Here is a 26,309-nt window from a genome sequence, read left to right on the forward strand (position 1 = left end):
GTCGCGGCAGCAAAAAGCCCCGGGCCGTCGGGCTCCGGGGCTCTGAGGTGCTCGGGGTGTGGCTGGTGGCTGCTGCGCTGCGGCTCGGGGAGAGCGGCGCCGTGGGACCCACGGCGCCTTCGCGCATCCGGGGGGTGTCGGGTCAGGCGCTTGCCCTGCGCGCCCGGTTGCGGGCGGCGCGGCGCTTCATCGCGCGGCGCTCGTCCTCGCTGAGGCCACCCCAGACACCGGAGTCCTGGCCGGACTCCAGCGCCCACTGCAGGCACTGCTCCATGACGGGGCAGCGACGGCAGACGGCCTTGGCTTCCTCGATCTGCAGCAGCGCAGGACCGGTGTTGCCGATCGGGAAGAAGAGCTCGGGGTCTTCCTCGCGGCAAACGGCGCTGTGACGCCAGTCCATGACTGCTCCATCTCTTCGTGTTGAGTCAGTTGCTTGTGAATGTGAACGCTTTCACGAATCCTCCGACAAGTGAAGGGGTCCGACCAGATTTCCGGTGTGACCTTCAACATGTGGAGGGGGCGAGTGCGCTGGAGGCATGTCCCGTGGGGAAGGCGCTCCGGCCGCCATGAAGAAGGTTCGCAAACCTCAGCTTCGGATACAACCCCTTCAGGGAAGTTTCTTTGGATTCCTTGGTCTCAGTTGGCTCACGGCCCCACTTCGAGGGGGTGAGGCGCAGCCTAAACGTTCGACTGGAAGGACTTTCGGCTCTTCCACTCACACAATCACACGCAGTGCGCGCCGTACGCCTGTGAAGGTCACGCTCGTACGCAGTCCCAGGTGGTCACCGTCCATCTGGAAGGGCAGCGGGGCCTGGGATTCCAAGGTGAAGTCGGTGAGGTCGTGCAGCGACACCGCGTGCTTGCCGTGCGGCCCGTGCTCCGGCGAGGAGGTCAGCAGCTGGGTGCCGTAGCGCAGCAGGGCGGGACCGGAGAGCCTGGCGAGTCCGAGCACGTCGAGGGCGGTGTCGAAGGACGCGCCGGGGGTCGCGTACAGGGGGCGGTTGCCCAGGTAGCTCCACGGCGAGGTGTTGCAGACGAGCGAGAGGGCCAGGCCCTCGACGGGGTCCTCGGCCGGCCGCCGCAGGGTGATCGCGCCGTGCCGGCGGTCGCCCTCGCCGAGCCACTGGCGCAGCAACTGCCGGACGTAGAGCGGGTGCGTGGACTTCTTGCCGCGCTCCCGCTTCTGCTCGACGCGGCCGACGACGCCGGCGTCGAAGCCCATGCCCGCGCAGAACGTGAACCAGCGCGGCGGCGCGCCCTCGTCGTCGGTGTCCGGGGTGCCGGAGGCGAGCCCGAGGCCGACGGTCCGGCCGCTGCCGGAGTGCAGCGCGTCGAGCAGCGCGCCGGTGGCCTCGACCGCGTCGTTGGGCAGGCCGAGGGCGCGGGCGAAGACGTTCGTGGAGCCGCCCGGGACGACGGCGAGGCGGGGCAGCTCCTCCGGCGCGGGGCCGCGGTGGAGGAGGCCGTTGACGACCTCGTTGACGGTGCCGTCGCCGCCGAGGGCGACGACGATGTCGACCTCGCCGCCGTCCGCCGCGTGCCGGGCGACGTCGCGGGCGTGGCCCCGGTACTCGGTGGTGACGGTCTCCAGCTTCAGATCGCTGGCGAGTGCGTGGATCAGCACGTCGCGGGTCCGGGCACTGGTGTCGGTGGCGGCGGGATTGACCACGAGGAGCGCACGCATGGCATGCAGGTTACCTACCGCGAAGTAGACGGGCCCAGCCCTGGCGCGGGGGGCCGGAGCCGCTCGGTAGGCTGGAGGGCATGAGCGGAACGCAGGGCCGGGGCGGGCGGAAGCGGGCGCCCGCTCGGTCCGGGCAGGAGAAGGCGGCCGGGACGGGGCGCAGGCCCGCGACCGGTGCGGCGGACGGGGCTTCGGCGGGTATGACGGCCAAGCGCAAGCCCGCCGGCGCCGGCTCCGGGACGCGTGAGCCGGTGGGGCGTGCGCCGGACGGGCGGGGATCGGGCAAGCGGGGATCGGGCAAGCCGGAAACGGCGGAGGTCGCCGCGTCCGGTGCGGCCGCGGAGAGCGGCACGCGCGGGCCGCGCCCGCCGCGGGTGGCCGTCGCCGCCGTGCTGAGCGGGATCGAGGGGCTCGTGATCGCCGCCTTCGGCTGCTACGAGCTGGTGCTCGGGGTCTTCGGCGAGCCGGACAGCACCCGCCAGGCCGTCTTCGGCGGGCTCACCGTGCTGGCGCTCGCCGCGCTGCCGCTGGCCGCCTCGGCCGGGCTGTGGCGGCAGCGCCGCTGGAGCCGCGGCCCTTCGATGATCACGCAGATCCTGGCGCTGCCGGTGGCCTGGGCGATGGCGTCCACGGGTGGCGTGATGCTGCCGCTGGGGCTGCTGCTGGGCGCGGTCGCGCTGGTGACGCTCGTGTGCGTGCTCAGCCCGAGCACGGCGGAGGCGCTGGGCGTGGGGCCGAGCCGGACGGCGTAGCACCGCGGGGCGGGCCGGGGGAGCGGGCGCGCGTACGCGTCACGGCGGCCGCCGGCCCGTACCCGTACGGGCGCGCGGTCGGTCACCTGCCGCACGCCGCCCACCGGGCCCGTACGGCCCGGGACCGGACCCGGGGCTCTCCCGGATGCCGCGGACGCTCCGGGCGCCGCAGAACGGCGCACAGCGCGCCCCGGGGGTCACGGCCGCGCGCACCCGCCACCCGCCTCACCCGCCGGCCCGGCTCACTCCTCGACGAGCAGCCGCTCGCGCAGCTGCGCCAGCGTGCGCGCCAGCAGCCGGGAGACGTGCATCTGCGAGATGCCGACCTCCTGCGCGATCTGGGACTGGGTCATGTTTCCGAAGAAGCGCAGCAGCAGGATCTTCTTCTCCCGCGGCGGCAGCTCCTCCAGCAGCGGCTTGAGCGACTCGCGGTACTCGACGCCCTCCAGGGCGTCGTCCTCCGCGCCGAGGGTGTCGGCCACGGCCGGGGACTCGTCGTCGGTGTCGGGGACGTCGAGGGAGAGCGTGGAGTACGCGTTCGCCGACTCCAGGCCCTCCAGCACCTCTTCCTCGGAGATGTTCAGCTTGTGGGCCAGCTCGTGCACCGTCGGGGCCCGGCCGTGCAGCTGGGACAGCTCGGCGGTGGCGGAGGTCAGCGACAGCCGCAGCTCCTGGAGCCGCCGCGGCACCCGCACCGCCCAGCCCTTGTCGCGGAAGTGCCGCTTGATCTCGCCGACGACCGTCGGCGTCGCGTACGTCGAGAACTCGACGCCGCGGTCGGGGTCGAAGCGGTCCACGGACTTGATCAGGCCGATGGTGGCGACCTGGGTGAGGTCGTCCAGCGGCTCGCCGCGGTTGCGGAAGCGCCGGGCCAGGTGCTCCACCAGCGGCAGGTGCATCTGCACCAGGGCGTTCCGCAGCTCGGCGTGCTCGGCGGACTCCGCGGGCAGCTTGCGCAGCTCGTGGAACATCGCCCGCGCGCCGCTGCGGTCCTGCGGTTCCCGCCCGTCGTGCTGCTGCAGTCCGTCCATGTGGTCCGCCCGCTCTCGCTCCGCCGCGGCCAGCCGGCCCTCGTCTCGCATCGGAACGCCCCTGACGTACGTCACGTCAGCCCCGGCGCCGCGCCGCGCTCCTTGAGCAGGCTGATCGTGACCGTGCGGTCCTCGCCCACGGTCGCGTCCACCCGGCCCGCCAGCGCGGACAGCACGGTCCACGCGAAGGTGTCGCGCTCGGGCGCCCGGCCGTCGGTGGTCGGCGCCGAGACGGTGACCAGCAGCGCGTCGTCCCCGAGCTGGAAGACGCAGGTGAGAACGGAGCCGGGGACGGCCTGCTGGAGAAGGATCGCGCACGCCTCGTCGACCGCGATGCGCAGGTCCTCGATCTCGTCGAGCGTGAAGTCCAGGCGGGCAGCGAGCCCTGCCGTGGCGGTGCGGAGCACCGACAGGTACGCCCCGGCAGCCGGCAGCCGGACTTCGACGAAGTCCTTCGGACTGGGCTCGCCTTCGAACTGGGACACCCTCACCTCCAAGGTGCGTGGCGACTCTCTGCCATGGAAACGCCGGCCTGACCCCCGTCACTGGGAGTAACGGACCGGCGCGGCAAATCGTTCGCCTGCGACGCTACCGCGTGCGATGAGCGGATGTCTCCTGGTCCGGAGAAGGCCACCCTATCCCGCGGCTGTCACTAATAGTAAACCCTAGTTACGCTCCGTGGCTAGGGTTCTGGTCGTCCCAATTCCCGTACGGTCACTCCGGGTTGCCATTATGACAGGGCCCGCGGGCGACCGCCGACCGGCATCCCTCGTCCGGGCGACCCGGCGTCAGCCGGTGACGACCGCCGCGACCGTGGAACCGCGCGGGAACGCGCCCTCGGCGGCGAGCGCGACGACGGCGTAGAGCATCTTCGCGACGTACACGGGTTCGGGGACGAGCCCGTGGCGGGCGGCGAAGTCGGCGGCGAAGGCGTCGAGTTCCGGGGTGCGGCGGGCGAAGCCGCCGAAGTGGAAGCCGTCCGCGAGCCGCCAGTCGCCGCGCCGGCCGCCGAACGCGGCGGTCTGGAGCCGCTCCACCTCGGCCCCGAGGAACCCGCCCCTGAGCACCGGTATCCCGATCGCCCGCGCGCCGGCCGGCAGCCCCGCGGCCAGGCCGGCGAGCGTGCCGCCCGTGCCGCAGGCGATCACCGCGGTCCGGGTCGCGCCGGCGAGTTCGCGGCCGAGGGCGGCGCAGCCGCGTACCGCCGCGGCGTTGCTGCCGCCCTCCGGGATGAGCTGGAAGTCGCCGAAGCGGGCGCGCAGTTCGGCGTGGTAGCCGGGGTCGGCGCGGCGCCGGTACGTCGCGCGCGACGCGAAGTGCAGCTCCATGCCGTCCGCCGCCGCCCGGGCGAGGGAGTCGTTGAGCGGGCGGTCCGCCAGCTCGTCGCCGCGGACCACGCCGACGGTCGGGATGCCGAGCAGCCGGCCCGCGGCGGCGGTGGCGCGCAGGTGGTTGGAGTACGCGCCCCCGAAGGTCAGCAGCGGGCGGCCGTTCCCATCCGGGGAGCCGGCCGCCCGCTGTGCGAGGTTCGGTGTCAGCTTGCGCCACTTGTTGCCCGGCAGCGCCGGGTGGATCAGGTCGTCGCGCTTGAGCAGCAGCCGTATGCCGCGGGCGGCGAGGCGGTCGTCCGCGACCTCCTCCAGCGGCGACGGCAGCCGAGGGCGCAGCGCGGCGAGCCGCCCGCCGGACGGGCCGCCGGGGCGCGGTTCGTCCGGCTGCGGTTCATCCGGTCGCGGGGCTGCGGGCACGGGACGCACGGGACGCCGGTGGGCGGCCCCGGGTCAGCCGCGGGTGAGGAATCCGTCGCCGTGCTCGGCGATGTGCGCGTGGACGGCCTGAAGGGCGTCCTGCACCTCCTGCGACGAGCCGCTGCCGCGCTGCTCGTTGAAGTAGGCCGCGCCCAGCCGGCGCAGGAGGGCCTGGCCCTCGCGCTGCGCCTGCACCTCCCCGACCTTCTCCTTGCCCTGGCTCAGCGCGGTCTCCGCCTTCTCCTTCGCGCGGTCGAGGAAGCCTGCCATGTCTGTCTCCTGACGTCTTGCCTGACGGTTCGGGGGTTTTCTACCGCTGTAACCGCTGTGGGGCCAATTATCCCGCGCGCTCCTTATTCGATCAACGGCTGCCGGGGCCCGGCGGTTCCCGGGCGGGTTCCCCGGCCACCCGGTGCGCAAGCGTCACCAGCGCGCGAACCGCGGGGTGGCCCGGCGGATCCCGCCACGCCAGCACCAGGGGGACCGTGGGCGCGCCGGTCAGCGGGACGTAGGCAACCGAGTGATGTCTGTGCGCCTGCGCGGTGGCCGTGGTGGTGACGCCGGCCGCGCGGCCGGCGGCGATGGCGGCCAGCCAGTCGTCCGTGTTGGCCACCTCGACGGTCCGGCGCGGCCGGTGCGCCTTCGGCCACAGGTCCGGGGTGGTGATCCCGGAGACGGTGTTGACCGCCAGCGGCAGGTGCGCGAGGTCGGCGAGGGTCAGCGGGCCGCGCCCGGGCGCGGCGAGCGGGCTGTCCGCGGGAACGGCGGCGACCCGGGCCTCGGTGCGCAGCAGCTCAGTACGCGCCGCGCAGCCGGCGGCGGGGGCGCGCAGCAGGGCGACGTCGACGCGGCCCTGGGCGAGGCCGGCGCAGCGGTCGTCGATGCGCAGCAGCTGAAGCGGGACGTCGGGGTGATCCTCGTCCCAGCGGCGCAGCAGCGCCGTGGTCTCGTCGCCGAGGGCGGCCCAGGAGTGGCCCAGCCGCAGGGGGCGTACCACGAGCCCGGCGGGGTCCAGGGCGGCGTCGGCCGCGGCGACGGCGGCGCGGGCCCGGTCGAGGAAGGCGCGGCCCGCGGGGGTCAGCTCCAGATGGTGGGTGGAGCGGTCGACGAGGAGGACGCCGAGGTGGTCCTCCAGGCGGCGCAGGATGCGGGAGACGGCGGGCTGGCCGGTGCCCAGCCGGGCGGCGGCACGGGTGATGCCGCCCTCCTCCGCGATGGCGAGGAAGGCGCGCAGGTGCCGCAGCTCCACCGTCATGCTTCGGAAGCATAACCGGGGCTCGTTATGCATTTCACGCGGGGAGCGTGCGCTCGTAGCGTGGGGGCGTGACGTCCCAGAGCCCCGGTCCCGCCGCGTCCGCCGACCCCGTCTCCACCGCCGGGCGGCCCGCGGCGGCGCCGGCGCCCACGGGGGTACGCGCCGGGCGCCCCGGCGCGCGGGGCGGCGCCCGCGGGGGGTGGGGCGCCGGTCGGCTCGGCGGCGTCGCGCTGGTGGTGAGCGGGTCGCTCTCCACGCAGTTCGGCGCCGCGGTCGCGGCGCTGCTGTTTCCGCGGGCGGGCCCGCTCGGCGTGGTCACGCTGCGGCTGACGCTCGCCGCCGTCCTGCTGCTGCTGGTGTTCCGGCCCCGGCTGCGCGGCCACACGCGGGGCGACTGGGCGGTGCTGTGCGCCTTCGGCGTCGCCCTCAGCGGCATGAACATGTCCTTCTACCAGGCCATCGACCGAATTCCGCTGGGCCCCGCGGTCACCCTGGAGGTGCTCGGGCCGCTGGCCCTGTCCGTCATCGCCGGGCGGCGCGCGGCCAGCCTGCTCTGGGCGGCGCTGGCGCTGGGCGGGGTGGTGCTGCTGAGCGGCGGCGGGTTCGGCGGTCTCGACCCGGCGGGCGTCGCGTTCGCGTTCGGCGCGGGCGCCCTGTGGGCCGTGTACATCCTGATGAGCGCGCGCGCCGGCGCGCGCTTCCCCCGGGCCGAGGGGCTGGCGGTCGCGATGGCGGTGGCCGCGGTGATCAGCCTGCCGGTCGGGGCGGTGAGCGCGGGGAGCCGGCTGGTGGAGCCGGTGACGCTGGGCCTGGGCCTGGCGGTGGCCGTGATGTCCTCCGGGCTGCCGTACGCGCTGGACCAGTTCGCCCTGCGCCGGCTGCCGGCGGCGACGTTCGCGCTGCTGATGAGCCTGGCCCCGGCGCTGGCGGCGCTCGCCGGGTTCCTGGTGCTGGACCAGGGACTCACGGCGGCGCAGTGCGCGGCGATCGGCATGGTGATCGCGGCGAGCGTCGGCGCGGTACGGACCCCGCCGCGCCCGGCGGCGCGGGGGAGCGGCTAGCCGGGGCGGCGCCACGGCGCGCTGCCGGGGGCGGGTGTCGGTGGCGGCTGGCATGCTTCGTACACCTGCGCGACGAAGGGAACCCGCATGACCCCGCCCGGCACCGTCCTCGACGCCCGCGCGCTGGGCCGCGCCCTGCTGCACCGGCAGTGGCTCGTCGAGCGGCGCGCGGCGACGCCGCTGGAAGCCGTCGAGCACCTTGTCGCGCTCCAGGCGCAGTCCGGCGACGCCCCGTACTACCAGCTGTGGAGCCGGCTCGCCGGCTTCACCACCGGCGACCTGTCGGCGCCGCTGACCGACCGCCGGGCGGTGCGGGTGGTGCTGATGCGCGGCACCCTCCACCTCGTCACCGCCCGTGACGCCCTGCGGCTGCGCGCGGTGGTGCAGCCGTACCTCGACCGGACGCTGTTCTCCACCACCGCCGGCCGCCGGCTCACCGGGCTCGACCCGGCCGAGCTGGCGGACGCCGCCCGCGCGGCCCTCGCCGGCGGACCGCTGCCGAACGACGACCTGGGCGCCCGGCTCGCCGCCCGCTGGCCGGAGGGGGAGCCGAACGACCTGGCGTACCTGGCCCGTTCGCTCCTGCCGCTGGTGCAGGTGCCGCCGCGCGGGGTGTGGGGCGCCGGCGGCGGGCTCGTCTACGCGCACGCCGACCAGTACCTCGGAGCCCCCTCCGCGACCGACCCCGCCCCCGACGAGACGGTCCTGCGCTACCTCGCCGCGTACGGCCCGGCGTCGGTCGCCGACGCCCAGAAGTGGCTGTCGCTGACCGGCCTCAAGGCGGTCTTCGACCGGCTGCGCCCGCGGCTCGTGACGTACCGGGACGCGACCGGGCGGGAGCTGTTCGACCTCGCCGGCACCGAGCTGCCCGACCCCGGCGCGCCGGTGCCGCCGCTGCTCCTCGGCCCCTTCGACAACGTGCTGCTCGCGCACGCGGACCGCACGCGGATCATCGACAAGGCCGACGAGCGGCGGGTGTTCACGGCGAACGGCATCGTCCGCGGCACCCTGCTGCTCGACGGCCGCGTCGCGGGCGTGTGGCAGCCGGAGCTGAAGCGGCGGACGGCCGCGGTCGAACTGCGGCCCTTCGCGCCGCTGTCCGGGCCGGACCGGGACCGGCTGGCGGCGGCCGCCGGTGACCTGCTCGCCTTCGCCGCCCCGGAGGCGGAGAAGACGGACGTCCGGTTCGCGGATCCGGCGTAGCCCCCGGGGCGCGCCCACGCGGGGCGCGCCCACGCGGGGCGCGCGCCCCCGCGGGCCCGCCCGCGCCGGCGGGCGCGGCGGTCGCCGGCCGCCCTGACGGAGCGCTCAGTCGAGGAAGTCCCGCAGCGTTCCCGCCCGGCTCGGCAGCCGCAGCTTCGCCATGGCCTTCGCCTCCACCTGACGGATGCGCTCCCGCGTCACCCCGTACACCTCCCCGATCTCCGTCAGGGACTTGGGCTTCGCACCCGTCAGGCCGTACCGCAGCCCGATCACCCCCGCCTCCCGCTCCGTCAGCTCTCCCAGCGCCCGCGCCACCGCCCGGCGCAGCATCGCGCGGCCTATCGCGTCGTCCAGCGGCGGAGCGTCCCGGTCCTCGATGAGGTCGCCCAGCTCGCCGTCGCCCTCCGCGCCGGCCGGCGCGTGCAGGGAGACCGGCTCACGGCGGGCGAACTCCTCGATCGAGGCCAGCCGCTCCCCGGTGACGTCCAGCGCCGCGGCCAGCTCGGCGGGCTCCGGCTCCCGGCCCAGCTCGACGCGGAGCCGGGCGCGGGCCCGGCCCAGCTTGTTGATCCACTCGACCATGTGGGCCGGGATGCGGATCGTTCGGGCCTGGTCGGCGAGCGCCCGGCCGATCGCCTGCCGGATCCACCACACCGCGTACGTGGAGAACTTGAAGCCCAGCGCGGGGTCGAACTTCTCGATCGCGCGCATCAGCCCGATGTTGCCCTCCTGGACGAGGTCGAGGAGCGAGAGGCCGCGGCCCGTGTGGCGGCGGGCGACGGACACCACCAGCCGGAGGTTCGCCTCCGTCATCCGCGCCCGGGCCCGGCGCCCGGCCGCGGCCGCCGCCGCGAGCCGGTCGCGCTCCGCGCCGTCGTACGGCCCGGCGGCCGGGGCGTCGACCGCCGAGCCGACCGCCGGGCCGACCGCCGCGCCGCCGACCGCCGGGCCGACCGCCGGGGCGTCGACCGCCGGGCCGACCGCCGCGCCGCCGACCGCCGGGCCGACCGCCGGGGCGTCGACCGCCGGGCCGACCGCCGGGGCGTCGGCGGCGGGGGCGTCGGCGGCCAGCCGGCTCTCGGCGAGGGCGCCCTCGCCGACGAGCCGGGCCAGCTCCACTTCCTGCGCCGCGGTCAGCAGCGGGATCCGGCCGATCCGGTCCAGGTAGTCCCGCACCGCGTCGGCCGGGGCACGCCCCCGCTCGGTCTGCGTCACGCTCATCCGGCCCCTCCTCCGTCCGTCCCTGCCGATGTCCTGCTCCGGCGGCCCACCCCCTCCCGGGGCGCGCCGCGTCAGCGCGTCTGCTTGCGGTGCATCCGCGGCGGCGGTGGCGTCCGCCCCGACGGGCCGCGGCCCGGGGCGTCCGCCGTCCGGCGCAGCGGGTCCCGGCCGCCGCGGCGACGGCCGCGGCGCGATCCGCCCGGTCCGGTGGCGGCCGGGTCGTCGAACGCCGTGATGCGCAGATTCATCCGTGACTCCCTCCGATCCTCTGTCGACCTGGCCTAAATTTATGTCGGACCTAGATACGTGTCAAGAACAATTTTCGGCTCGACCTATGACATGCTGGGGGCATGGCGAAGGAACCGACGACGCAGACCCGGCGGGAGCCGGGGCTGCGCGAGCTGAAGAAGCGGCAGACCCGGCAGGCGATCTCGGACACCGCGACGGGCCTCTTCCTCGCGCGCGGCTTCGAGGCGGTGACCATCGCCGAGATCGCGGCCGCGGCGCAGGTCGCGAAGATGACCGTCACGAACTACTTCCCGCGCAAGGAGGATCTGGCCCTCGACCTCCGCGAGGAGTTCGTCGGCTCGCTCGCCCGCACCGTCGCCGAGCGGGCCGCGGGGGAGTCGGCGCTGGCCGCGCTGCGCCGCGAGTTCCTCGCGGCGGTCGAGCAGCGGGACCCGGTCATCGGCTTCGCGGGGCCGGAGTTCACGGGCATGATCGTCGAGAGCCCCGCGCTCACCGCCCGGCTGCGGGAGTTCCACGAGCTGCGGGAGGACGCGCTCGCGGAGCGGCTGGCCGAGGAGACCGCCGCCGCGGACGGCGACATGACGCCGCAGGCCGCCGCCGCGCAGCTCGGCGGCGCCCACCGGGTGCTGTTCGCCGAGATCGTCCGCCGCACGATGGCCGGGGAGGACACCGACAGCATCGCCGGCGCGCTCGTGACCGCCGCCGAGCGCGTCTTCGGCTTCCTGGAACCCTCCCTCGCCGACTACGCGATACGGGAGGGGTGACCGTCGCCGCGCCCCGGCGGCGGCACCGGCGGCGCACATCCGCACGGGCATCCGGCCGGCCCCAGTCGGGCCGCGCGGGCGGCCCGGTCGGCCCCCGCGCCGCGGGCTCAGACGGTCGTGAACTCCTCGCGGACGATCCCGCCCGCCGTCGCGCACCACGTCGCCACGTCCATCGCGCCCGTCGCCTGTAGCCCGTGCAGCTCCTGCATCTCCGCCACCGCCGCCGTCGTCGCCGCGTCGTACGAACCCGTGGCCTGCGCCAGGTGCAGCTTGCGCACGAGCATCTGCTGCACCGCCAGCACCGCGTCGCCGCTGTGCCCCGTGCTCACCGGCACGGTCAGCGCCTCCCAGGTGGCGGCGTCGAGCGTGCCGTCGTCGGCGGCCGGCAGGCCCATCGTGCGCTGGAAGGTGTGCACCGCCTCCAGCGTCACCGGCCCGTACACGCCGTCCGCCGCCAGCTCGTAGCCGTACGCGCGCAGCAGGCGCTGCACCATCTCGACCGTGCCGCCCTTGCTCGACGAGTACGTGTCGGGCCAGGTGCGCTCCGGGATCTCGTCCGGGCTCTGGCCGAGCACCTGCGCCACCTGCCGGCGCAGCGCCGGGAACTCCCGGTAGAACAGCGCGCCCGGGCACTGCGTGTCGTTGAAGTCCCAGTGGCCGAAGATGCGGTCCGCCCCGAAGCCGTACTGCGTGCCGATCGTCACGCACAGCCGTTGCAGCGAGAACAGCAGCGCCGCCGGCGGGGTGTCGTTGACGTAGTGGCCGTCGTTCTCGATGCCGATCCCGCGCCGGTTCTCGCCGACCGCGTGCGCGCTGACGACCTGGAAGCCGCCGTGGGACAGCGCCTTCACGCTGCGGTGCCGGCCCTCCAGGACGTACCCGCCGCGGCTGATCGTGAAGTGCTGCCCGCTGTCGATCCAGCCGTTGTCGTCCATGTGCAGGTTCTGGATCCGGCGGGCGAGGAAGAGGGCGGCCTCGTACGAGTAGTCCGTGGTGTTCGAGAACGCGGTGTGGTGGACGACGATCTTCGTCGTCGTGCCCCGTGAGACCGAGACCTTGCGGGCGGGCGGCCGCGCGCCCCAGTCCCCGGTGCCGATGACGTACGACGGGTCGTCCGCCGTCCGGCGCATCGAACTGCCGCCGTCGGCGGCGGCGATGCCGTCGCCGAGGAGCAGCGCGCCGCCCCCGCCGGCGGCGAGCGCGGCGCCCGCGCCGGCCTTGAGCGCGGTTCGCCGGGAGACGTTCACACGGGGCGCAGGTCGCATGGCGGTCCTCTCACGATACGGATGGTGGGGGGTACGTCACGCTGCTCCGTGTACGTATGTGCGACGGAGACCCCTGTTTATCCGACCGCGTGCCCCAATGTCCAGACCGCCCGGGCCGGTTGGCGGGCGGGTCAGCCGCCCGGCTGCCACGGCGGGGTTTGGCCCCAGTCCCACTTCGGCATCGGGCCCGCCGTGGGCGGCGGGTCGTCGGCGGAGTAGACGAGCGCCATCCGCGTCCCCCACTCGATGTAGTAGGAGAACACCGCCCGGAACTCCGGATCGGCCGGCAGGCCCACCTCGTCCGCGCTGTCCGTCAGCAGCGACACCCACCGCCTGCGCTGCTCCTCGGTGATGTGCCGGCCGAGGTGCATGCGGGCCATGTGGTCGTGGCCGCCGCGCTCGGCGCTGTAGCGCTCGGGGCCGCCGAGGACCTCGGCGAGGAACATCGCCACGTACCGCGGGTGCGCGTCGTCCATGTGCGCGAACACCGGTGCCAGGACGGGGTCCTTGCGCACGTGTCCGTAGAAGACCTCGGTGAGCCGCTGGAACGCCTCGTCCCCGCCCGCCCACTCGAACAGGCTCGGGGTGCGGTCGCTCATGCCCCGTCCTCCCCGTCCTGCGCGTCCTGCGTGTCCCGCGCGCCGTCCGGTGCCGCGTCCGCCGGCTCGCCGTCGCGGTCCGGGCCCTGTTCGCGTACGTGCCGTACGTGCTCCAGCGAGTCCCGCAGCTCCCGCAGCCAGTCGTCCGCGTGCGTCTCCACCAGCCGTACGCACCACCCCAGCGCCTCGCTGCGGCTGCGCGCCACCCCCGCCTCGATGAGGGTGTCGAGCACCCGGCGCTGCGGCTGCCGCAGCCGGGTCATCACCGGCGCGGAGACGTTCGTGAAGACCTCCCGGCGGCCGCCGCACTCGGCGCCCCAGGAGACCTTCCTGCGGTAGCGCCGCTCCGCCGCCCGCGCCACCGCCATGCGCTCCTTGCGGGTGCGCTCGCGGAACTCGGCGATGCGGCCGTCCAGCGCCGCGTCGCGCTCGGCGCCGGTGACGTCCGTCGCGAGCCCCGCGGGCTCGGGGATCGTGCCGACGACGCGGATCTCCTCCCGGTCGACCGTGACCTCGACCGGTGCCGCGTAGAGGCCGTCGGGCAGGCGGCCGGTGATCCAGCCGCGTAGCTCGTCCGTGTCTTGGGATGTAATCATGTAATCGAGATTACGCCACCCTGCTCCGGCGGAGAACGGGCGGGCGCGGAAAATTCCCGCAAGAATCTTTGGCGGAGCATGTCGAGAACCGCGGTCCGGCCCCGACGTCTCCTGCGAGAGGCGCCCACACCGGGTGCCGGGAACCTGGGGAAGTGAGAACCATGAAGTACCTGGTGATGATCTACGGTTCGCAGGCCGACTACGACGCCATGAACGGCGCGGGCTCCGAGGGCCACCCCGCCTGGACCGAGAAGGACCTCCAGGCGATGTTTCAGCACATGGAGTCGATCAACAACGACCTGGCCGAGGCCGGGGAGATCGTCGACGGCAACGGGCTGACCCCGCCCAAGCAGGCCATCGTCGTCACCGGCGGCCCCGACGGGACCTCCGTCGTCTCCGACGGCCCGTTCGGCGAGACCAAGGAGGTCCTCGCGGGCTACTGGGTGCTGGACTGCGCCAGCGACGAGCGGGTCACCGAGATCGCCAAGCGCGTGCACCAGTGCCCCGTCCCGGTCGGCTCCCCGCCCTCCGACGTGGTGATCCGCCCCCTCCAGCAGGGGGCGCCGGAAAAGTGAGCGCCTCCGTCGAGGACCTGCTGCGCGGGCACGCGCCGCAGGTCCTCGGCGCGCTCGTACGCCGCTACGGGCACTTCGACGCCGCCGAGGACGCCGTCCAGGAGGCGCTGCTGGCCGCCTCCGGCCGGTGGCCGGAGCAGGGGGTGCCGGACAACCCGCGCGGCTGGCTGATCCGCGTCGCCTCGCGGCGGCTGACGGACGAGCTGCGCAGCGAGGAGGCCCGGCGCCGCCGCGAGGAGGCCGCCGCCGCGATGACGCCCCGCGACGACTTCCGCGCGCCGCCGCCGGGGGAGGCGCGGCACCCCTCCGAGGACGACACCCTCACCCTGCTGCTCCTGTGCTGCCACCCCGCGCTCACCCACCCGTCCCGCATCGCACTGACGCTGCGCGCGGTCGGCGGTCTGACCACCGCGGAGATCGCCCGCGCCTTCCTGGTGCCCGAGGCGACGATGGCGCAGCGGATCAGCCGGGCGAAGAAGACCCTCAAGGACGCCGGCGCCCGCTTCCAGCGGCCGGAGCCCGAGGAGCTGCCCGGGCGCTTCACCGCCGCGCTCCACGTGCTGTATCTGATATTCAACGAGGGCTACACCGCCACCTCCGGCGCCGCCCTCCGCCGCGCCGACCTGGCCGCCGAGGCCATCCGTCTCGCCCGCGCCGTCCGCGCCCTGGCGCCGGACAGCGGCGAGGCGGCCGGGCTGCTGGCGCTGATGCTGCTCACCGACGCCCGCCGGGACGCCCGCACCGGGCCGGGCGGCGTGCTGGTGCCGCTCGCCGAGCAGGACCGCGGCCGCTGGGACCGGGCGCAGATCGACGAGGGCGTCGCGCTGGTCAGCCGGGCGCTGACGACCGCGGCCGTCGGCCCGTACCAGGTGCAGGCCGCCATCGCCGCCGTGCACGACGAGGCGGAGCGCGCGGAGGACACCGACTGGCGGCAGATCCTCGGGCTGTACGACCTGCTGGAGCGGCTGGCGCCGAGCCCCGTCGTGAGCCTCAACCGGGCGGTGGCCGTGGCGATGGCCGACGGCCCGCGGGCCGGGCTCGACCTGCTGGCCAAGCTCGCGGACGACCCGCGGCTCGCGGAGCACCACCGCCTCGCCGCCGTCCGGGCCCACCTGCTTGAGCTGGCGGGGGAGCGCGCGGCGGCGCGGGAGGCGTACGGGCGCGCGGCGGAGCGCACGCTGAGCGTGCCCGAGCAGCGCTACCTGCAACTGCGCGCCGCCCGGCTGCGCTGACGCGCCGATCGGGGGTCCTCCGTGACCGGCCGGCCCGGTCGCGCAGACGGGCACGTCCGGCCGCCGAGGGGCGTGTCCGACCGCCGACCGGTCCCGGCTCCGCCCGGCATCGCCGGACGGTACATTGCGCACATGTCGATACCGCCGGGCCAGCCGCCGAACCCGTACCAGCAGAACAACCCCAACCCCAACCCCTACGCCCAGCAGCAGCCCCAGGGCTCGGTGCCGCAGCAGTACCCGTACGCCCAGCCGACGATGCCCGCGGGCGTCCCGCTCGCGAACCAGGCCGGCGCCGGCGCCCCGCCCGGCCAGCCCCCGGGCGCCCCCGCCGGCCAGCCCGCGGGAATGCCGCCGGGGGCGCCGCCCGGCGCCCCGGCGAAGAAGTCCGTGCCGGGCTGGCTGTGGGGTCTGGGCGGCCTGGTCGTCGCCTCCGCGGTGTGGGCCGGGGTGCTCTTCGCCACCGGCGGGTTCTCCGACGAGGAGCCCGAGGCGGTCCTCGGCTACGCCTTCGAGAAGGACCTCTGCGGCTCCACGGAGCTGAAGGCGTTCGACGAGCGCTACGACGTCGAGCAGAGCGCCGAGGACGCTACCGGCTGGGGCTCGCAGCAGGACGGGCTGGACCAGAGCTTCTGCAGCTGGAACCTGACGGACCGCGAGGCCGACTCGTCCGACTACTCCAGCTCGTACCTCTCCAGCAGCGCCATCTGGCACGAGGCGTCCGACCCCACCGGCGAGTTCGCCGCCACGTACAAGGGCTTCGAGGACCGCTCGACCGACGACTACGAGTACCGGACCGAGCCCGTCGGGGACCTGGGCGAGGAGGCGTTCCTCGTCCGGGAGGACAGCGGCGGCGACTCCAGCAGCCGCTCGATGAGCCTGGCCGTCCGCGACGGCTGGTTCACCTACGAGATGGACTGGAGCTACTACGGCGGAGGTACCGACTCCGCCGAGCCGCCGTCGTACGACGAGGTGGAGCGGATGCTGAAGGCGGAGATGAAGGCGGCGCTCGCCGGTCTCGCCGAGAAGTGAGGAATGACCACGCGCGCGGTAGCAAGAAGTTATCAGCGGGGGCGGACGTAGCAGGGAACTGCCAGCGGACGCGGGGGGAATCCGCGAATCCGCCCGGCGGCGGCCCGGACGACGGCGCGCCCGCACCGTCACGGACGGTGCGGGCGCGCCGGTGTGTGCGGGTGTGGCCGCGGGCGTGGTGCCGGGCTCAGCCCTGCTTGGTCTCCCAGAAGATCTTGTCGACCTGGGCGATGTAGTCCAGTGCCTTCTGGCCCGTGGCCGGGTCGGTGGACCCCTTGGCGGCGCTCAGCGCCTTGAGGGTCTCGTTGACGAGTTGGTGCAGCTCAGGGTACTTCTCGAAGTGCGGGGGCTTGAAGTAGTCGCTCCACAGCACCGAAACGTGGTGCTTGGCAAGCTCCGCGCGCTGCTCCTTGATGGTGGTGGCCCGCGCCTGGAAGTGCGGGTCGTCGTTGCCCTGCATCTTCTCCTGGATGGCCTTGACCGATTCGGCCTCGATACGGGCCTGGGCCGGGTCGTAGACGCCGCAGGGGAGGTCGCAGTGGGCACTGACCGTCACCTTGGGGGCGAACAGGCGAGCAAACATGGAAAGCAGCCGTCCTTCCTCGTGATCGTCTTCCAGGTGGGACATTACTCCGTGGGGAACGAAAATTCGCGAGTGCCCCGGAGGGCTTAGGTCAAAAGTCCAGTGGAAGGCTGGGCCTTGTGGACGACAGGCCGGAGGTGCATGCCCGATGCAGGGCCAGGTGAACGAGCGCAGGCACGACGCCGAGCGCCGAGGACTGCAGCGCCTCGGCCTCGCGGCGGTCGACGGTCCGTCGATGGTGCCGACGCTGCGTCCGGGGGATCAGCTGCTCGTGCGGTACGGGGAGGCGGTGCGGGCCGGTGACGTGGCGGTGGTGCGCCATCCGTTCCAGCAGGATCTGCTGATCGTGAAGCGGGTGGTGGCGCGCCGCGACGGCGGCTGGTGGGTGCTGGGCGACAACAGGTTCGTCGAGAACGACAGCCGGGAGTTCGGCGCGGTCCCCGACGAACTGGTCGTCGCCCGCGCGCTGCTGCGGCTGCGGCCGCCGCGCGGGCTTGAGCGGTCGGTACGGTCGGTGCCGGCGGCGGTGTCGTGGGCGGCGTCGGCGGTGCGGCCGCTGGCCTGGCGCTTCCGGGCGCGCTAGCCGGCGGCGTTCGCGCCGGGTCCGCCGGTCCGCGTCAGCCGGTCCCGGGGGCGGGGCCGGCCGGAGGTTCGGCGGTGGCGGGGCCGGGGCCGGCGGTGCGGCCGCTCGCCTCGCGCTTGCGGGCGCGGTAGGCCGCGACGTTCGCGCGGGTGGCGCAGCGGTCCGAGCAGTAGCGGCGGGAGCGGTTCGTCGACGTGTCGAGGAAGACGTTGCGGCACGGTGGCGCGGTGCACAGGCCCAGGCGGTCCACGCCGTAGTCGGTGAGGTGGACGGCCAGGCCCATGCACGCCGCCGCGGCGAAGCCCGCCCCCGAGTTGGCCGACTGCTCGGCGATGTGCAGGTGCCACTTCGGCCGCCCGTCCTCGTCGCGCAGGTCGTGCCCGCTGATCCGCGGGCTCACGGGGAAGTCGATGAGCAGCGCGTTGAGCATGTCCACCGCGCGCACCTCGTCGTCCTCGTCGGCGGCCTCGAAGATCGCGCGCAGCCGCCCGCGCACCTGGCGCAGCCGGCTGACGTCGGCGTCGGTGGCCCGCCGGGTGAAGTTGCCGCTGTCCCGGAAGAGTTCCTTGGCCGCTTCCAGCGAGGTCAGCGCATCCGTGCCGCGCTCCGGCTCCTCGGTGTTGACGAGGCGCACGGCCATGTCCGAGTAATAGGCCAGTTCCACTTGTAGTCCTTACGAGGTCGACTTATGCTGACGCCGCGGGGTCGTAATGGACGACCCTGCGTAGAGGGTATTACGCAGCCGACACAGGGGAGACAGCAATGGCCGCAACGACCGGGGCCCCGACGCCCGTGGGCGCCGACTGGGAGGGCTGGCAGGCGAGCTGGGACCGTCAGCAGGAGTGGTACATGCCGGACCGCGAGGAGCGCTTCCGGGTGCTCATCGACATGGTCGAGGCCCTCGTCGGCCCCGAGCCCCGGGTGCTCGACCTGGCCTGCGGCACGGGCAGCATCAGCGCCCGGCTGCTGCGCCGGCTGCCCGGCGCCCGCGCCACCGGCGTCGACCTCGACCCGGCGCTGCTCACCATCGCGCGCGGCACCTTCGCGGACGACCCGCGCGCGGAGTTCGTCACCGCCGACCTGTCCGGGCCCGACTGGACGGCGCGGCTGCCGCACGCCTCGTACGACGCGGTGCTCACCTCCACCGCCCTGCACTGGCTCTTCTCCGACCAGCTCGCCGCGCTCTACGGGCAGCTGGCCGGCGTGGTCCGCGAGGGCGGCATCTTCATCAACGCCGACCACATGCCCGACCCGGCCACCCCGGGCATCAACGAGGCGGTGCGCAACTGGAGCAAGGTGCGCCAGGACCGCGAGCGGGCCGAAGGGGTGCTGGACTGGGCGGACTGGTGGCGCGTGGTCGCCGCGGACCCGGTGCTCGGCGGCCCGGCGGCGGAGCGCTTCGCGATCTTCGGCGACCCGAACGACCCGAACGAGGGCCACGCCGACGGCGACGTCCAGCCGCCCTCCTGGCACGCCGAGACGCTGCGCGCCGCGGGCTTCGCCGAGGCCCGTACGGTGTGGGCCTCGGCGCGCGACGCGGCGGTGCTGGCGCTGCGCTGAGCCGGGCCGCACGGGCGGGCGGGGCGGCGGAGGGGGCGCGGGGGCTCAGGCGCGGTAGCGGAGGCCGTCGAGGATCAGCTCGATCATGCGGTGCGTGTACTCCGGGTCGTCGGGGTCGATGATGCTGCTGAGCGCCTGTAGCAGGTCGTACGGGGGTATGTCGGTGCGGACGTCGCCGGTCGCGGCGGCGGCGTCCAGCAGCCCCGTGAGGGCCGGGACGAAGCGGTCCCGGAAGTACCCCGGCAGGCTCTCGTACGCGCTGTCGCCGGAGTGCAGCGCGGCCTTCAGCCCCTGCTTCGCGGCGATGAACCGCGTGAAGCGGTGCAGCCAGCGGCGCAGCGCCTCCAGCGGCTCGTGCTCCGCGGCGAGGGCGGGGGCGGCCGCGGCGCAGGCGTCGACCTCCTTGCGGAAGACGGCGGTGATGAGGTCCGAGCGCTGCGGGAAGTGGCGGTAGAGCGTTCCCGCCCCCACCCCCGCCTTCGCGGTGATGCGGCGTACGGGCGCGTCCACGCCGTCCGTCTCGAAGACCTCGGCGGCCGCGGTCAGCAGCGCGTCGAGGCTGCGCCGGACGTCCGGCCGCATGCGGCGGCCGGCGGCCGGCTCCTGCGTGGTGCGATCGGGCATGCGGGAGGACCTCCTTGCAAAAATGGAACAGCGTTCCGTATTGTTGGGAGCTGAACGGCGTTCCGCATTTCAATCTAGCGGGGCGTACGACCCGCAGTCCACGCAGGAGGAGAGCCATGCAGTACCGCACGCTGGGCCGGACCGGGATCAAGGTCAGCCCCTACTGCCTGGGCGCGATGATGTTCGGCGCCCAGGGGAACCCCGACCACGACGACTCCGTCCGCATCATCCACAAGGCGCTGGACGCGGGCGTCAACTTCGTCGACACCGCCGACATCTACAGCCACGGCGAGTCCGAGGAGATCGTCGGCAAGGCCCTCAGGGGCGGCCGGCGCGACGACGTCGTGCTCGCCACCAAGGCGTACCTGCCCATGGGCGACGACCCCAACCGGCAGGGCGGCTCCCGCCGCTGGCTGGTCCGCGCGCTGGAGGACTCGCTGCGCCGGCTCGGGACCGACCACGTCGACCTCTTCCAGATCCACCGGCCGGACCCGGACACCGACGTCGAGGAGACCCTCTCCGCCCTCACCGACCTGGTGCGCGCGGGCAAGGTGCGGGCGGTCGGCACCTCGGCCTTCCCCGCCTCCGACCTGGTCGAGGCGCAGTGGACGGCCGAGCGGCGCGGACTCGTCCGGTTCCGCACCGAGCAGCCGCAGTACTCGATCCTCGACCGCGGCATCGAGCGCGAGGTGCTGCCCGTCTGCGAGCGCTACGGGGTGGGCACGCTGGTGTGGAGCCCGCTGGCCGGCGGCATGCTCACCGGGCGCTACCGCAAGGGGCGGGAGAACACCACCCACCGCGGCGGCTACGGCTTCAGGTACCTCGCCGACGAGCGCCGGCTCGACGTCGTGGAGCAGCTGATCCCGGTCGCGGAGAAGGCGGGCCTGTCGCTGACCCACATGGCGCTGGCCTTCGTCGTCTCCCACCCCGGCGTCACGTCCGCGATCATCGGGCCGCGCACCATGGAGCAGCTCGACGACCTGCTCGCGGGCGCCGGGACGACGCTGGGCGACGACGTGCTGGACGAGATCGACGCCCTGGTGCCGCCGGGCACCGAGGTCGGCCGGCTGGACATGGCGTACGACCCGCCGGCGATCCTGCGCGCCGGGCTGCGGCGCAGGGCGCCGCAGGAGCGCGCGGCGGCCTGAGGACGGCCCCGAGGGCGGCCCTGAGGGCGGCGTGTACGGTCCCGGGCGCCCCGGGACCGTACGGCGTGCTCGGCCGCCTACCGCCGCGCCACGCCCTCCGCGCGCGCCGCGGCGGCCACCGCGCGCGTGATGGCCGGCGCCACCCGCACGTCGAACGGCGACGGAATCACGCACTCCGGGCTCAGCTCGCCGGCGACCACGTCCGCCAGCGCCTCCGCCGCGGCCAGCTTCATGCCCTCGGTGATCCGCGAGGCGCGCACCTGCAACGCCCCGGCGAAGATGCCGGGGAAGGCGAGCACGTTGTTGATCTGGTTCGGGTAGTCGCTGCGGCCGGTGGCCACGACCGCCGCGTGCCGGTGCGCCACGTCCGGGTGAATCTCCGGGTTCGGGTTGGCCATGGCGAAGATGAAGGCGCCCTCCGCCATCGTCGCCACCGCCCGCTCCGGCACCGTGCCGCCGGAGACGCCGATGAACACGTCGGCGCCCGCGAGCGCCGACTCCAGCGAGCCCGTACGCCCCGCGCGGTTGGTCAGCGCGGCCAGCTCGCGCTTGGCGTCGGTCAGGTCCTCGCGGTCCGCGGAGACGATGCCCTTGCGGTCGGCGACCGCCACGTCGCCGATGCCGGCCTCCACCAGGATCTTGGCGATCGCCGCGCCCGCCGCGCCGGCCCCGGAGATCACCGCGCGCAGCGCGCCGAGCGCCCGGCCGCTGAGCTTCGCGGCGTTGCGCAGGGCGGCGAGCGTGACGACGGCGGTGCCGTGCTGGTCGTCGTGGAAGATCGGGATGTCGAGGCGCTCCTGGAGCCGGCGCTCGATCTCGAAGCAGCGGGGGGCGGAGATGTCCTCCAGGTTCACCCCGCCGAAGGAGGGCGCCAGCCGCGCCACGGTCTCGACGATCTCGTCGACGCCGCGGCAGTCCAGCGCGACGGGCACCGCGTCCACGCCGCCGAACTGCTTGAACAGGATGGCCTTGCCCTCCATCACCGGAAGGGACGCCTCCGGCCCGATGTCGCCGAGGCCGAGGACCGCGCTGCCGTCCGTGACGACGGCGACGACCTGGGACTTCCAGGTGTAGTCGTGCACCAGATCGGGCTGCTCGGCGATGGCGGTGCACACCTTGGCGACGCCCGGCGTGTAGGCGAGGGACAGGTCGTCCCTGTCGTCCACCGGCACGGTCGCCTGCACGGCCATCTTCCCGCCCCGGTGCAGGGCGAAGGCCGGATCGAAGTAGTCGTCGCCGGGGCTGTCGGACGTATCCGCCCCGCTCGGAGGGTTGACGATCTCCGCTGCCACGTTGTTGACCCCTTAGTCGCAGTCATAAAGAGAGGAACCGCCCCTCTCGGTCGAGGGGCGGGCGGGCACGTGTCCGGCCGCCTGGCCGCGGAGTGAGCGCCATGGCCACGGTGAGGCCCGGACACCGGGCGCGCCGCACTCGCGCCCTGGGCCCCGGATCTGGGGTGTAAGTGTCCGTTCTACAGGAACCCGAGCGCCGCGTGCGAGCTACTTTGAGAGAGTGAGCGGGGCCGGACCGGGGCGGCGGCGCATAGCCATGCGGAGATTCGTATGCCGTGAAAAGTCTCGTATGGCAGGTTATTGCCGGTATGTATTAACGTGAGCTACGTCTCATTACCGAACCTGTTATCGGATTTTGACCCGGGAGCATTCCTGAGGCACGACTTCCGGATGCAAAGATGCCGTCGTCGACAGTCGTCGGCACCTGCCCCAGGCGCACCAACTGTCGCGTCCGGGGCCGTGAACTTCTGACCCCCGTTCACCCCCGCAGGAGGACCGCGCAATGACCCCTCGCAGCACCCGGCGCACCCGAGCAGCCAAGTCACGACTGGTGGCCGTCGGGGCACTCGCAGCGGCGGGGGCACTCGTGCTCTCGTCCTGCGGCGACCAGACCGACGGCGGGGGCGACGGCGGCGACGGCGGTGAGACCAAGGGCTCGGCGAACGCGGCGCCCGGTACGCTGCCGAAGGCCATCAAGGACGCCGGCGTGATCAAGGTCGGCTCGGACATCGCGTACGCCCCGATGGAGTTCGACCAGGGCGGCAAGCCCGCCGGTGTGGACATCGACATCGCCAACGCGCTCGGCGAGGAGCTCGGCGTCGAGTTCCAGTTCCAGAACAACGTCTTCGACAACCTGATCCCGTCGCTGGACTCCGGCCGCTTCGACATCATCATGTCGTCGATGACCGACAACAAGGAGCGCCAGGCCGAGGTCGACTTCGTCGACTACTTCTCCGCCGGTGTCTCCATCCTGGTCCAGAAGGGCAACCCCGAGGGCATCAAGACGCTCGACGACCTGTGCGGCGAGACCGTCGCCTTCCAGCGGGGCACGGTCAGCGCCGACATCGCCAAGGCGCAGAACGAGAAGTGCGACAAGCCGATCGAGACGCTGCCCTTCACCAAGGACACCGAGGCGCTGCTCCAGGTCAAGCAGGGCCGGGCCGTCGCCGACCTGAACGACTTCCCGGTCGCCGCGTACAACGCGCGCGAGTCGGGCGGCGGCGAGGACTTCGAGGTCGTCGGCGAGCAGATCGACGCCGCCCCGTACGGCATCGCCGTCTCCAAGGACAACCCCGAGCTGCGCGACGCGCTCGCCGAGGCGCTGGACGCGATCATCGAGAACGGGGAGTACCAGAAGGTGCTGGAGAAGTGGAACGTCGAGAACGGCGGTGTCGACAAGGCCACCATCAACGGAGGCAATGAGTAACCGCCGCCCGTAGCCGTTCCAGAGAGAGTCCTCCCGTGACCGACCCGACCTCACCGGGCCCGGCCGACAAAGTACCGGCCGGGCCCGGGCCCTCGAAGTCCGGCACCGCCACCGCGGTGCCGCCCGAGGCGATCAGGGCGATCCCCGTACGCCACCCGCTGCGCTGGGTGAGCGCCGCGGTCGTCCTCGCCCTCCTCGGGCTGCTCGTCTACGCCTTCGCCAACGCCGACATCGAGTGGGACGACGTCCCCGAGTACCTGTTCGCCGACCGGGTGGTCGAAGCCGCCGGGAAAACGCTGCTGGTCACCGTGCTCGCCATGCTGCTCGGCGTGGTCCTCGGCATCGTGCTCGCGATCATGCGGCTGTCGGACAACCCGGTGACCTCGGCCTTCGCCAACCTCTACATCTGGTTCTTCCGCGGCACCCCGGTGCTGCTGCAACTGCTGCTCTGGTACAACCTCGGCCTGGTCTTCCAGACCCTCAACCTGGGGCCGCTCTACAAGAACGAGATGACCGACGTCATGACGCCGTTCATGGCGGCGCTGCTCGGCCTCGGCCTCAACGAGGCCGCGTACATGGCCGAGATCGTGCGGGCCGGCATCCAGTCGGTCGACGAGGGCCAGACGGAGGCGTCGCACGCGCTCGGCATGAGCCAGGGCAAGACGATGCGGCGCATCGTGCTGCCCCAGGCCATGCGGGTGATCGTGCCGCCGACGGGCAACGAGTTCATCAACATGCTCAAGACCTCGTCGCTGGCGATGGTGATCCAGTACACCGAGCTGACCTTCGTCGCGACCGAGATCTCCACGACCAACCTGAACCCGATGGAGATGTACATCGTCGTCGCCGTCTGGTATCTGGCGATGACCAGCGTCTTCAGCGTGATCCAGTACTACATCGAGCGGCACTACGCCAAGGGCTCCGTCCGCCAGCTGCCGCCGACACCGTGGCAGAAGATCCGGCGCAGCGTCTTCTCCGGGCCGCGTCTGATGGGAACGAGGTGAGCGGCGCCATGACGGCAATGGTCAAGGCCGAGGGCGTACACAAGTCCTTCGGGCCCACCTACGTGCTCAAGGGCATCGACCTGGAGGTCGCGCCGCGCGAGGTCTTCTGCATCGTCGGCCCCTCGGGCTCCGGCAAGTCCACCTTCCTGCGGTGCATCAACCACCTGGAGAAGATCAACGCCGGCCGGCTCTACGTCGACGGCCACCTCGTCGGCTACCGGCAGCACGGCAACAAGCTCCACGAGCTGAAGGACAAGGAGGTCGCCGCCCAGCGCAAGGACATCGGCATGGTGTTCCAGCGCTTCAACCTCTTCCCGCACATGACCGCGCTGGAGAACGTCATGGAGGCGCCGGTCCAGGTCAAGCGGGAGTCCAAGGCCACGGCCCGGGAGCGCGCGATGCGGCTGCTGGACCGGGTGGGCCTGGGGGACAAGGCGGACGGCTACCCGACGCAGCTCTCCGGCGGCCAGCAGCAGCGCGTCGCCATCGCGCGGGCGCTGGCCATGGAGCCCAAGCTGATGCTCTTCGACGAGCCCACGTCGGCCCTCGACCCGGAGCTGGTCGGCGAGGTGCTGGACGTGATGCGCGACCTCGCGGAGTCGGGCATGACGATGGTCGTCGTCACGCACGAGATGGGGTTCGCGCGGGAGGTCGGGGACGCGCTGGTGTTCATGGACGACGGCGTGGTGGTGGAGGAGGGCCACCCGCGGGACGTCCTGATGAACCCGCAGCACCAGCGGACGAAGGCGTTCCTGTCGAAGGTCCTGTGAGCCCGCGCCGCCGGCGGCCCGGCGGGTGAGAAAGCTCGCTCGGCGGGGCGGGGGCTGGTACGCCCCCGCCCCGGCCGCGTAACTTCATGGTCATGTACGCCGCCTACGCCGCACGCATCGACCGCGACGAGCCCCTCAACGGCCTGGAGTTGGGGGAGCGGCCCGCGCCGCAGCCCCCGCCCGGATGGGCCGTCGTCGACGTCAGAGCCGCCTCCCTCAACCACCACGACCTGTGGTCGCTGCGCGGCGTCGGACTCGGCGAGGACGCCCTGCCGATGATCCTCGGCTGCGACGCCGCCGGCGTCGACGCCGACGGCAACGAGGTCGTCCTCCACTCCGTCATCGGCCAGACCGGCCACGGCGTCGGCCCCGACGAGCCGCGGTCCCTGCTGACCGAGCGGTACCAGGGCACGTTCGCGCAGCAGGTCGCCGTCCCGGCCTGGAACGTCCTGCCCAAGCCGAAGGAGCTGTCCTTCGAGGAGGCCGCCTGCCTGCCGACGGCCTGGCTCACCGCGTACCGCATGCTCTTCACCAACGCCGGCGTCCGCCCCGGCGACTCCGTCCTGGTCCAGGGCGCGGGCGGCGGCGTCGCCACCGCCGCGATCGTCCTCGGCGCGGCGGCCGGGCTGCGGATGTACGCCACCAGCCGCGACGAGGCGAAGCGCCGGCGCGCCGAGGACCTCGGCGCCGACGCCGCGGTGGAGCCGGGCACGCGGCTGCCCCGCCGGGTGGACGCGGTCCTGGAGACGGTCGGCGCGGCGACGTGGTCCCACTCCGTGAAGTCGCTGCGCCCCGGCGGCACGCTCGTCATCTCCGGCGCGACCAGCGGGCCCAACCCGGCGGCCGGGGAGTTGCAGCGGATCTTCTTCCTGGAGCTGAAGGTCGTCGGCTCGACGATGGGCAGCAAGGAGGAGCTGGCCGGTCTGCTGAACTTCTGCGCGGCGAAGGGCGTACGCCCGGTGATCGACACGGTGCTGCCGCTGGACCGCGCGCGGGAGGGCTTCGAACGGATGGCCGGGGGCGACCTCTTCGGCAAGGTGGTCCTCACGCCCTGA

29 protein-coding genes and 2 pseudogenes are annotated in these 26,309 nt (G+C 73.6%); 14 read left to right on the plus strand and 17 right to left on the minus strand.

Annotation, left to right across the window (positions count from 1 at the left end; genetic code table 11):
- Nucleotides 1–142 precede the first annotated feature (142 nt).
- On the minus strand, nucleotides 143–400 hold the full coding sequence (locus tag ACHZ99_RS22780; RefSeq protein ID WP_018835069.1) for a WhiB family transcriptional regulator: 258 nt from the start codon (nucleotides 398–400) through the stop codon (nucleotides 143–145).
- Between the two features lie 315 nt (nucleotides 401–715).
- On the minus strand, nucleotides 716–1,684 hold the full coding sequence (locus tag ACHZ99_RS22785) for a diacylglycerol/lipid kinase family protein (RefSeq protein WP_420306556.1): 969 nt from the start codon (nucleotides 1,682–1,684) through the stop codon (nucleotides 716–718).
- Between the two features lie 80 nt (nucleotides 1,685–1,764).
- Between ACHZ99_RS22785 and ACHZ99_RS22790 the strand changes: the two genes are divergently transcribed.
- Entirely contained in the window at nucleotides 1,765–2,436 is a 672-nt protein-coding gene (locus ACHZ99_RS22790; RefSeq protein WP_420306557.1) for a hypothetical protein, read from the plus strand.
- Nucleotides 2,437–2,678: 242 nt separating this feature from the next.
- Here the strand turns inward: ACHZ99_RS22790 and ACHZ99_RS22795 are convergent, their stop codons facing one another.
- The 5 genes from ACHZ99_RS22795 to ACHZ99_RS22815 all read right to left on the minus strand — a co-directional run bounded on the left by ACHZ99_RS22795 (nucleotide 2,679) and on the right by ACHZ99_RS22815 (nucleotide 6,470).
- Nucleotides 2,679–3,650 carry an RNA polymerase sigma factor SigF gene (locus ACHZ99_RS22795; RefSeq protein ID WP_420306558.1) on the minus strand — a complete coding sequence of 324 codons (972 nt, stop codon included), beginning with the start codon at nucleotides 3,648–3,650 and terminating at the stop codon, nucleotides 2,679–2,681.
- Nucleotides 3,539–3,952 (minus strand): anti-sigma regulatory factor, encoded by a 414-nt coding sequence (locus ACHZ99_RS22800; protein WP_018835073.1) that lies wholly within the window; start codon nucleotides 3,950–3,952, stop codon nucleotides 3,539–3,541. Before ACHZ99_RS22800 ends, ACHZ99_RS22795 begins: the two co-directional genes overlap by 112 nt.
- 303 nt (nucleotides 3,953–4,255) lie before the next feature.
- Complete coding sequence (locus tag ACHZ99_RS22805; RefSeq protein ID WP_420306559.1) at nucleotides 4,256–5,215, minus strand: 1-aminocyclopropane-1-carboxylate deaminase/D-cysteine desulfhydrase; 960 nt, start codon at nucleotides 5,213–5,215, stop codon at nucleotides 4,256–4,258.
- A 33-nt stretch (nucleotides 5,216–5,248) separates the two neighbouring features.
- Nucleotides 5,249–5,485, minus strand: coding sequence for a hypothetical protein (locus ACHZ99_RS22810; RefSeq protein ID WP_420306560.1), 237 nt, complete (start codon nucleotides 5,483–5,485; stop codon nucleotides 5,249–5,251).
- Nucleotides 5,486–5,576: 91 nt separating this feature from the next.
- Nucleotides 5,577–6,470: a LysR family transcriptional regulator gene (locus ACHZ99_RS22815; protein WP_420306561.1), complete on the minus strand. Its 894-nt coding sequence runs from the start codon at nucleotides 6,468–6,470 to the stop codon at nucleotides 5,577–5,579.
- Nucleotides 6,471–6,538: 68 nt separating this feature from the next.
- Between ACHZ99_RS22815 and ACHZ99_RS22820 the strand changes: the two genes are divergently transcribed.
- Nucleotides 6,539–7,531 (plus strand): EamA family transporter, encoded by a 993-nt coding sequence (locus tag ACHZ99_RS22820; protein ID WP_420306562.1) that lies wholly within the window; start codon nucleotides 6,539–6,541, stop codon nucleotides 7,529–7,531.
- An 87-nt stretch (nucleotides 7,532–7,618) separates the two neighbouring features.
- Nucleotides 7,619–8,734 (plus strand): winged helix DNA-binding domain-containing protein, encoded by a 1,116-nt coding sequence (locus ACHZ99_RS22825; RefSeq protein WP_420306563.1) that lies wholly within the window; start codon nucleotides 7,619–7,621, stop codon nucleotides 8,732–8,734.
- A 105-nt stretch (nucleotides 8,735–8,839) separates the two neighbouring features.
- On the opposite strand, the pseudogene ACHZ99_RS22830 reads toward ACHZ99_RS22825, so the two are convergent.
- The 3 genes and pseudogenes from ACHZ99_RS22830 to ACHZ99_RS22840 all read right to left on the minus strand — a co-directional run.
- Nucleotides 8,840–9,577 (minus strand): annotated as a pseudogene (locus ACHZ99_RS22830) (sigma-70 family RNA polymerase sigma factor); the annotation flags it as partial.
- Nucleotides 9,578–9,835: 258 nt separating this feature from the next.
- Nucleotides 9,836–9,955 (minus strand): annotated as a pseudogene (locus tag ACHZ99_RS22835) (sigma-70 factor domain-containing protein); the annotation flags it as partial.
- Nucleotides 9,956–10,026: 71 nt separating this feature from the next.
- Nucleotides 10,027–10,203 carry a hypothetical protein gene (locus ACHZ99_RS22840; RefSeq protein WP_420306564.1) on the minus strand — a complete coding sequence of 59 codons (177 nt, stop codon included), beginning with the start codon at nucleotides 10,201–10,203 and terminating at the stop codon, nucleotides 10,027–10,029.
- 102 nt (nucleotides 10,204–10,305) lie between these two features.
- Between ACHZ99_RS22840 and ACHZ99_RS22845 the strand changes: the two genes are divergently transcribed.
- Nucleotides 10,306–10,968, plus strand: coding sequence for a TetR/AcrR family transcriptional regulator (locus tag ACHZ99_RS22845; protein WP_420306565.1), 663 nt, complete (start codon nucleotides 10,306–10,308; stop codon nucleotides 10,966–10,968).
- A 107-nt stretch (nucleotides 10,969–11,075) separates the two neighbouring features.
- Here ACHZ99_RS22845 and ACHZ99_RS22850 read toward each other — a convergent pair whose 3' ends face one another.
- The 3 genes from ACHZ99_RS22850 to ACHZ99_RS22860 all read right to left on the minus strand — a co-directional run bounded on the left by ACHZ99_RS22850 (nucleotide 11,076) and on the right by ACHZ99_RS22860 (nucleotide 13,428).
- Nucleotides 11,076–12,233, minus strand: a complete 1,158-nt coding sequence (locus ACHZ99_RS22850; protein WP_420306566.1) for a peptidoglycan-binding protein — start codon at nucleotides 12,231–12,233, stop codon at nucleotides 11,076–11,078.
- A 131-nt stretch (nucleotides 12,234–12,364) separates the two neighbouring features.
- Nucleotides 12,365–12,832, minus strand: coding sequence for a group II truncated hemoglobin (locus ACHZ99_RS22855; protein WP_420306567.1), 468 nt, complete (start codon nucleotides 12,830–12,832; stop codon nucleotides 12,365–12,367).
- Nucleotides 12,829–13,428: a hypothetical protein gene (locus tag ACHZ99_RS22860; RefSeq protein ID WP_420306568.1), complete on the minus strand. Its 600-nt coding sequence runs from the start codon at nucleotides 13,426–13,428 to the stop codon at nucleotides 12,829–12,831. The genes ACHZ99_RS22855 and ACHZ99_RS22860 overlap by 4 nt, the downstream gene beginning before the upstream one ends.
- Nucleotides 13,429–13,589: 161 nt before the next feature.
- On the opposite strand from ACHZ99_RS22860, the gene ACHZ99_RS22865 reads away from it, so the two are divergent.
- From ACHZ99_RS22865 to ACHZ99_RS22875, 3 genes are all read left to right on the plus strand, one after another.
- Entirely contained in the window at nucleotides 13,590–14,003 is a 414-nt protein-coding gene (locus tag ACHZ99_RS22865; RefSeq protein WP_420306722.1) for a YciI family protein, read from the plus strand.
- Nucleotides 14,000–15,235: an RNA polymerase sigma factor gene (locus ACHZ99_RS22870; RefSeq protein ID WP_420306569.1), complete on the plus strand. Its 1,236-nt coding sequence runs from the start codon at nucleotides 14,000–14,002 to the stop codon at nucleotides 15,233–15,235. The genes ACHZ99_RS22865 and ACHZ99_RS22870 overlap by 4 nt, the downstream gene beginning before the upstream one ends.
- Before the next feature lie 132 nt (nucleotides 15,236–15,367).
- Entirely contained in the window at nucleotides 15,368–16,264 is an 897-nt protein-coding gene (locus ACHZ99_RS22875) for a hypothetical protein (RefSeq protein WP_420306570.1), read from the plus strand.
- 187 nt (nucleotides 16,265–16,451) lie between these two features.
- On the opposite strand, the gene sodN is transcribed toward ACHZ99_RS22875, so the two are convergent.
- Complete coding sequence (gene sodN, locus ACHZ99_RS22880; RefSeq protein WP_420306571.1) at nucleotides 16,452–16,847, minus strand: superoxide dismutase, Ni; 396 nt, start codon at nucleotides 16,845–16,847, stop codon at nucleotides 16,452–16,454.
- 148 nt (nucleotides 16,848–16,995) lie between these two features.
- Here sodN and sodX point away from each other — a divergent pair, with 148 nt between their 5' ends.
- Nucleotides 16,996–17,430 carry a nickel-type superoxide dismutase maturation protease gene (sodX, locus tag ACHZ99_RS22885; RefSeq protein WP_420306572.1) on the plus strand — a complete coding sequence of 145 codons (435 nt, stop codon included), beginning with the start codon at nucleotides 16,996–16,998 and terminating at the stop codon, nucleotides 17,428–17,430.
- A gap of 34 nt (nucleotides 17,431–17,464) precedes the next feature.
- Here the strand turns inward: sodX and ACHZ99_RS22890 are convergent, their stop codons facing one another.
- Nucleotides 17,465–18,094, minus strand: a complete 630-nt coding sequence (locus ACHZ99_RS22890; protein ID WP_420306573.1) for a CGNR zinc finger domain-containing protein — start codon at nucleotides 18,092–18,094, stop codon at nucleotides 17,465–17,467.
- 98 nt (nucleotides 18,095–18,192) lie between these two features.
- Between ACHZ99_RS22890 and ACHZ99_RS22895 the strand changes: the two genes are divergently transcribed.
- Nucleotides 18,193–18,990, plus strand: a complete 798-nt coding sequence (locus tag ACHZ99_RS22895; RefSeq protein ID WP_420306574.1) for a class I SAM-dependent methyltransferase — start codon at nucleotides 18,193–18,195, stop codon at nucleotides 18,988–18,990.
- A gap of 45 nt (nucleotides 18,991–19,035) precedes the next feature.
- Here ACHZ99_RS22895 and ACHZ99_RS22900 read toward each other — a convergent pair whose 3' ends face one another.
- Complete coding sequence (locus ACHZ99_RS22900) at nucleotides 19,036–19,614, minus strand: TetR/AcrR family transcriptional regulator (protein ID WP_420306575.1); 579 nt, start codon at nucleotides 19,612–19,614, stop codon at nucleotides 19,036–19,038.
- Between the two features lie 116 nt (nucleotides 19,615–19,730).
- Between ACHZ99_RS22900 and ACHZ99_RS22905 the strand changes: the two genes are divergently transcribed.
- Nucleotides 19,731–20,762 carry an aldo/keto reductase gene (locus ACHZ99_RS22905; protein WP_420306576.1) on the plus strand — a complete coding sequence of 344 codons (1,032 nt, stop codon included), beginning with the start codon at nucleotides 19,731–19,733 and terminating at the stop codon, nucleotides 20,760–20,762.
- Nucleotides 20,763–20,839: 77 nt separating this feature from the next.
- Here ACHZ99_RS22905 and ACHZ99_RS22910 read toward each other — a convergent pair whose 3' ends face one another.
- Complete coding sequence (locus tag ACHZ99_RS22910; protein ID WP_420306577.1) at nucleotides 20,840–22,054, minus strand: NAD(P)-dependent malic enzyme; 1,215 nt, start codon at nucleotides 22,052–22,054, stop codon at nucleotides 20,840–20,842.
- A 502-nt stretch (nucleotides 22,055–22,556) separates the two neighbouring features.
- Here ACHZ99_RS22910 and ACHZ99_RS22915 point away from each other — a divergent pair.
- The 4 genes from ACHZ99_RS22915 to ACHZ99_RS22930 all read left to right on the plus strand — a co-directional run bounded on the left by ACHZ99_RS22915 (nucleotide 22,557) and on the right by ACHZ99_RS22930 (nucleotide 26,309).
- Complete coding sequence (locus ACHZ99_RS22915) at nucleotides 22,557–23,480, plus strand: ABC transporter substrate-binding protein (protein ID WP_420306578.1); 924 nt, start codon at nucleotides 22,557–22,559, stop codon at nucleotides 23,478–23,480.
- Nucleotides 23,481–23,515: 35 nt separating this feature from the next.
- The gene (locus ACHZ99_RS22920; protein WP_420306579.1) at nucleotides 23,516–24,484 is read left to right on the plus strand and encodes an amino acid ABC transporter permease; all 969 of its coding nucleotides are present in this window, start codon (nucleotides 23,516–23,518) and stop codon (nucleotides 24,482–24,484) included.
- 8 nt (nucleotides 24,485–24,492) lie between these two features.
- Entirely contained in the window at nucleotides 24,493–25,254 is a 762-nt protein-coding gene (locus ACHZ99_RS22925) for an amino acid ABC transporter ATP-binding protein (protein WP_420306580.1), read from the plus strand.
- Between the two features lie 92 nt (nucleotides 25,255–25,346).
- Entirely contained in the window at nucleotides 25,347–26,309 is a 963-nt protein-coding gene (locus ACHZ99_RS22930; protein ID WP_420306581.1) for a zinc-binding dehydrogenase, read from the plus strand.

Source organism: Streptomyces sp. MAR4 CNX-425 (genome assembly GCF_048656465.1).
Lineage (GTDB): Bacteria > Actinomycetota > Actinomycetes > Streptomycetales > Streptomycetaceae > Streptomyces.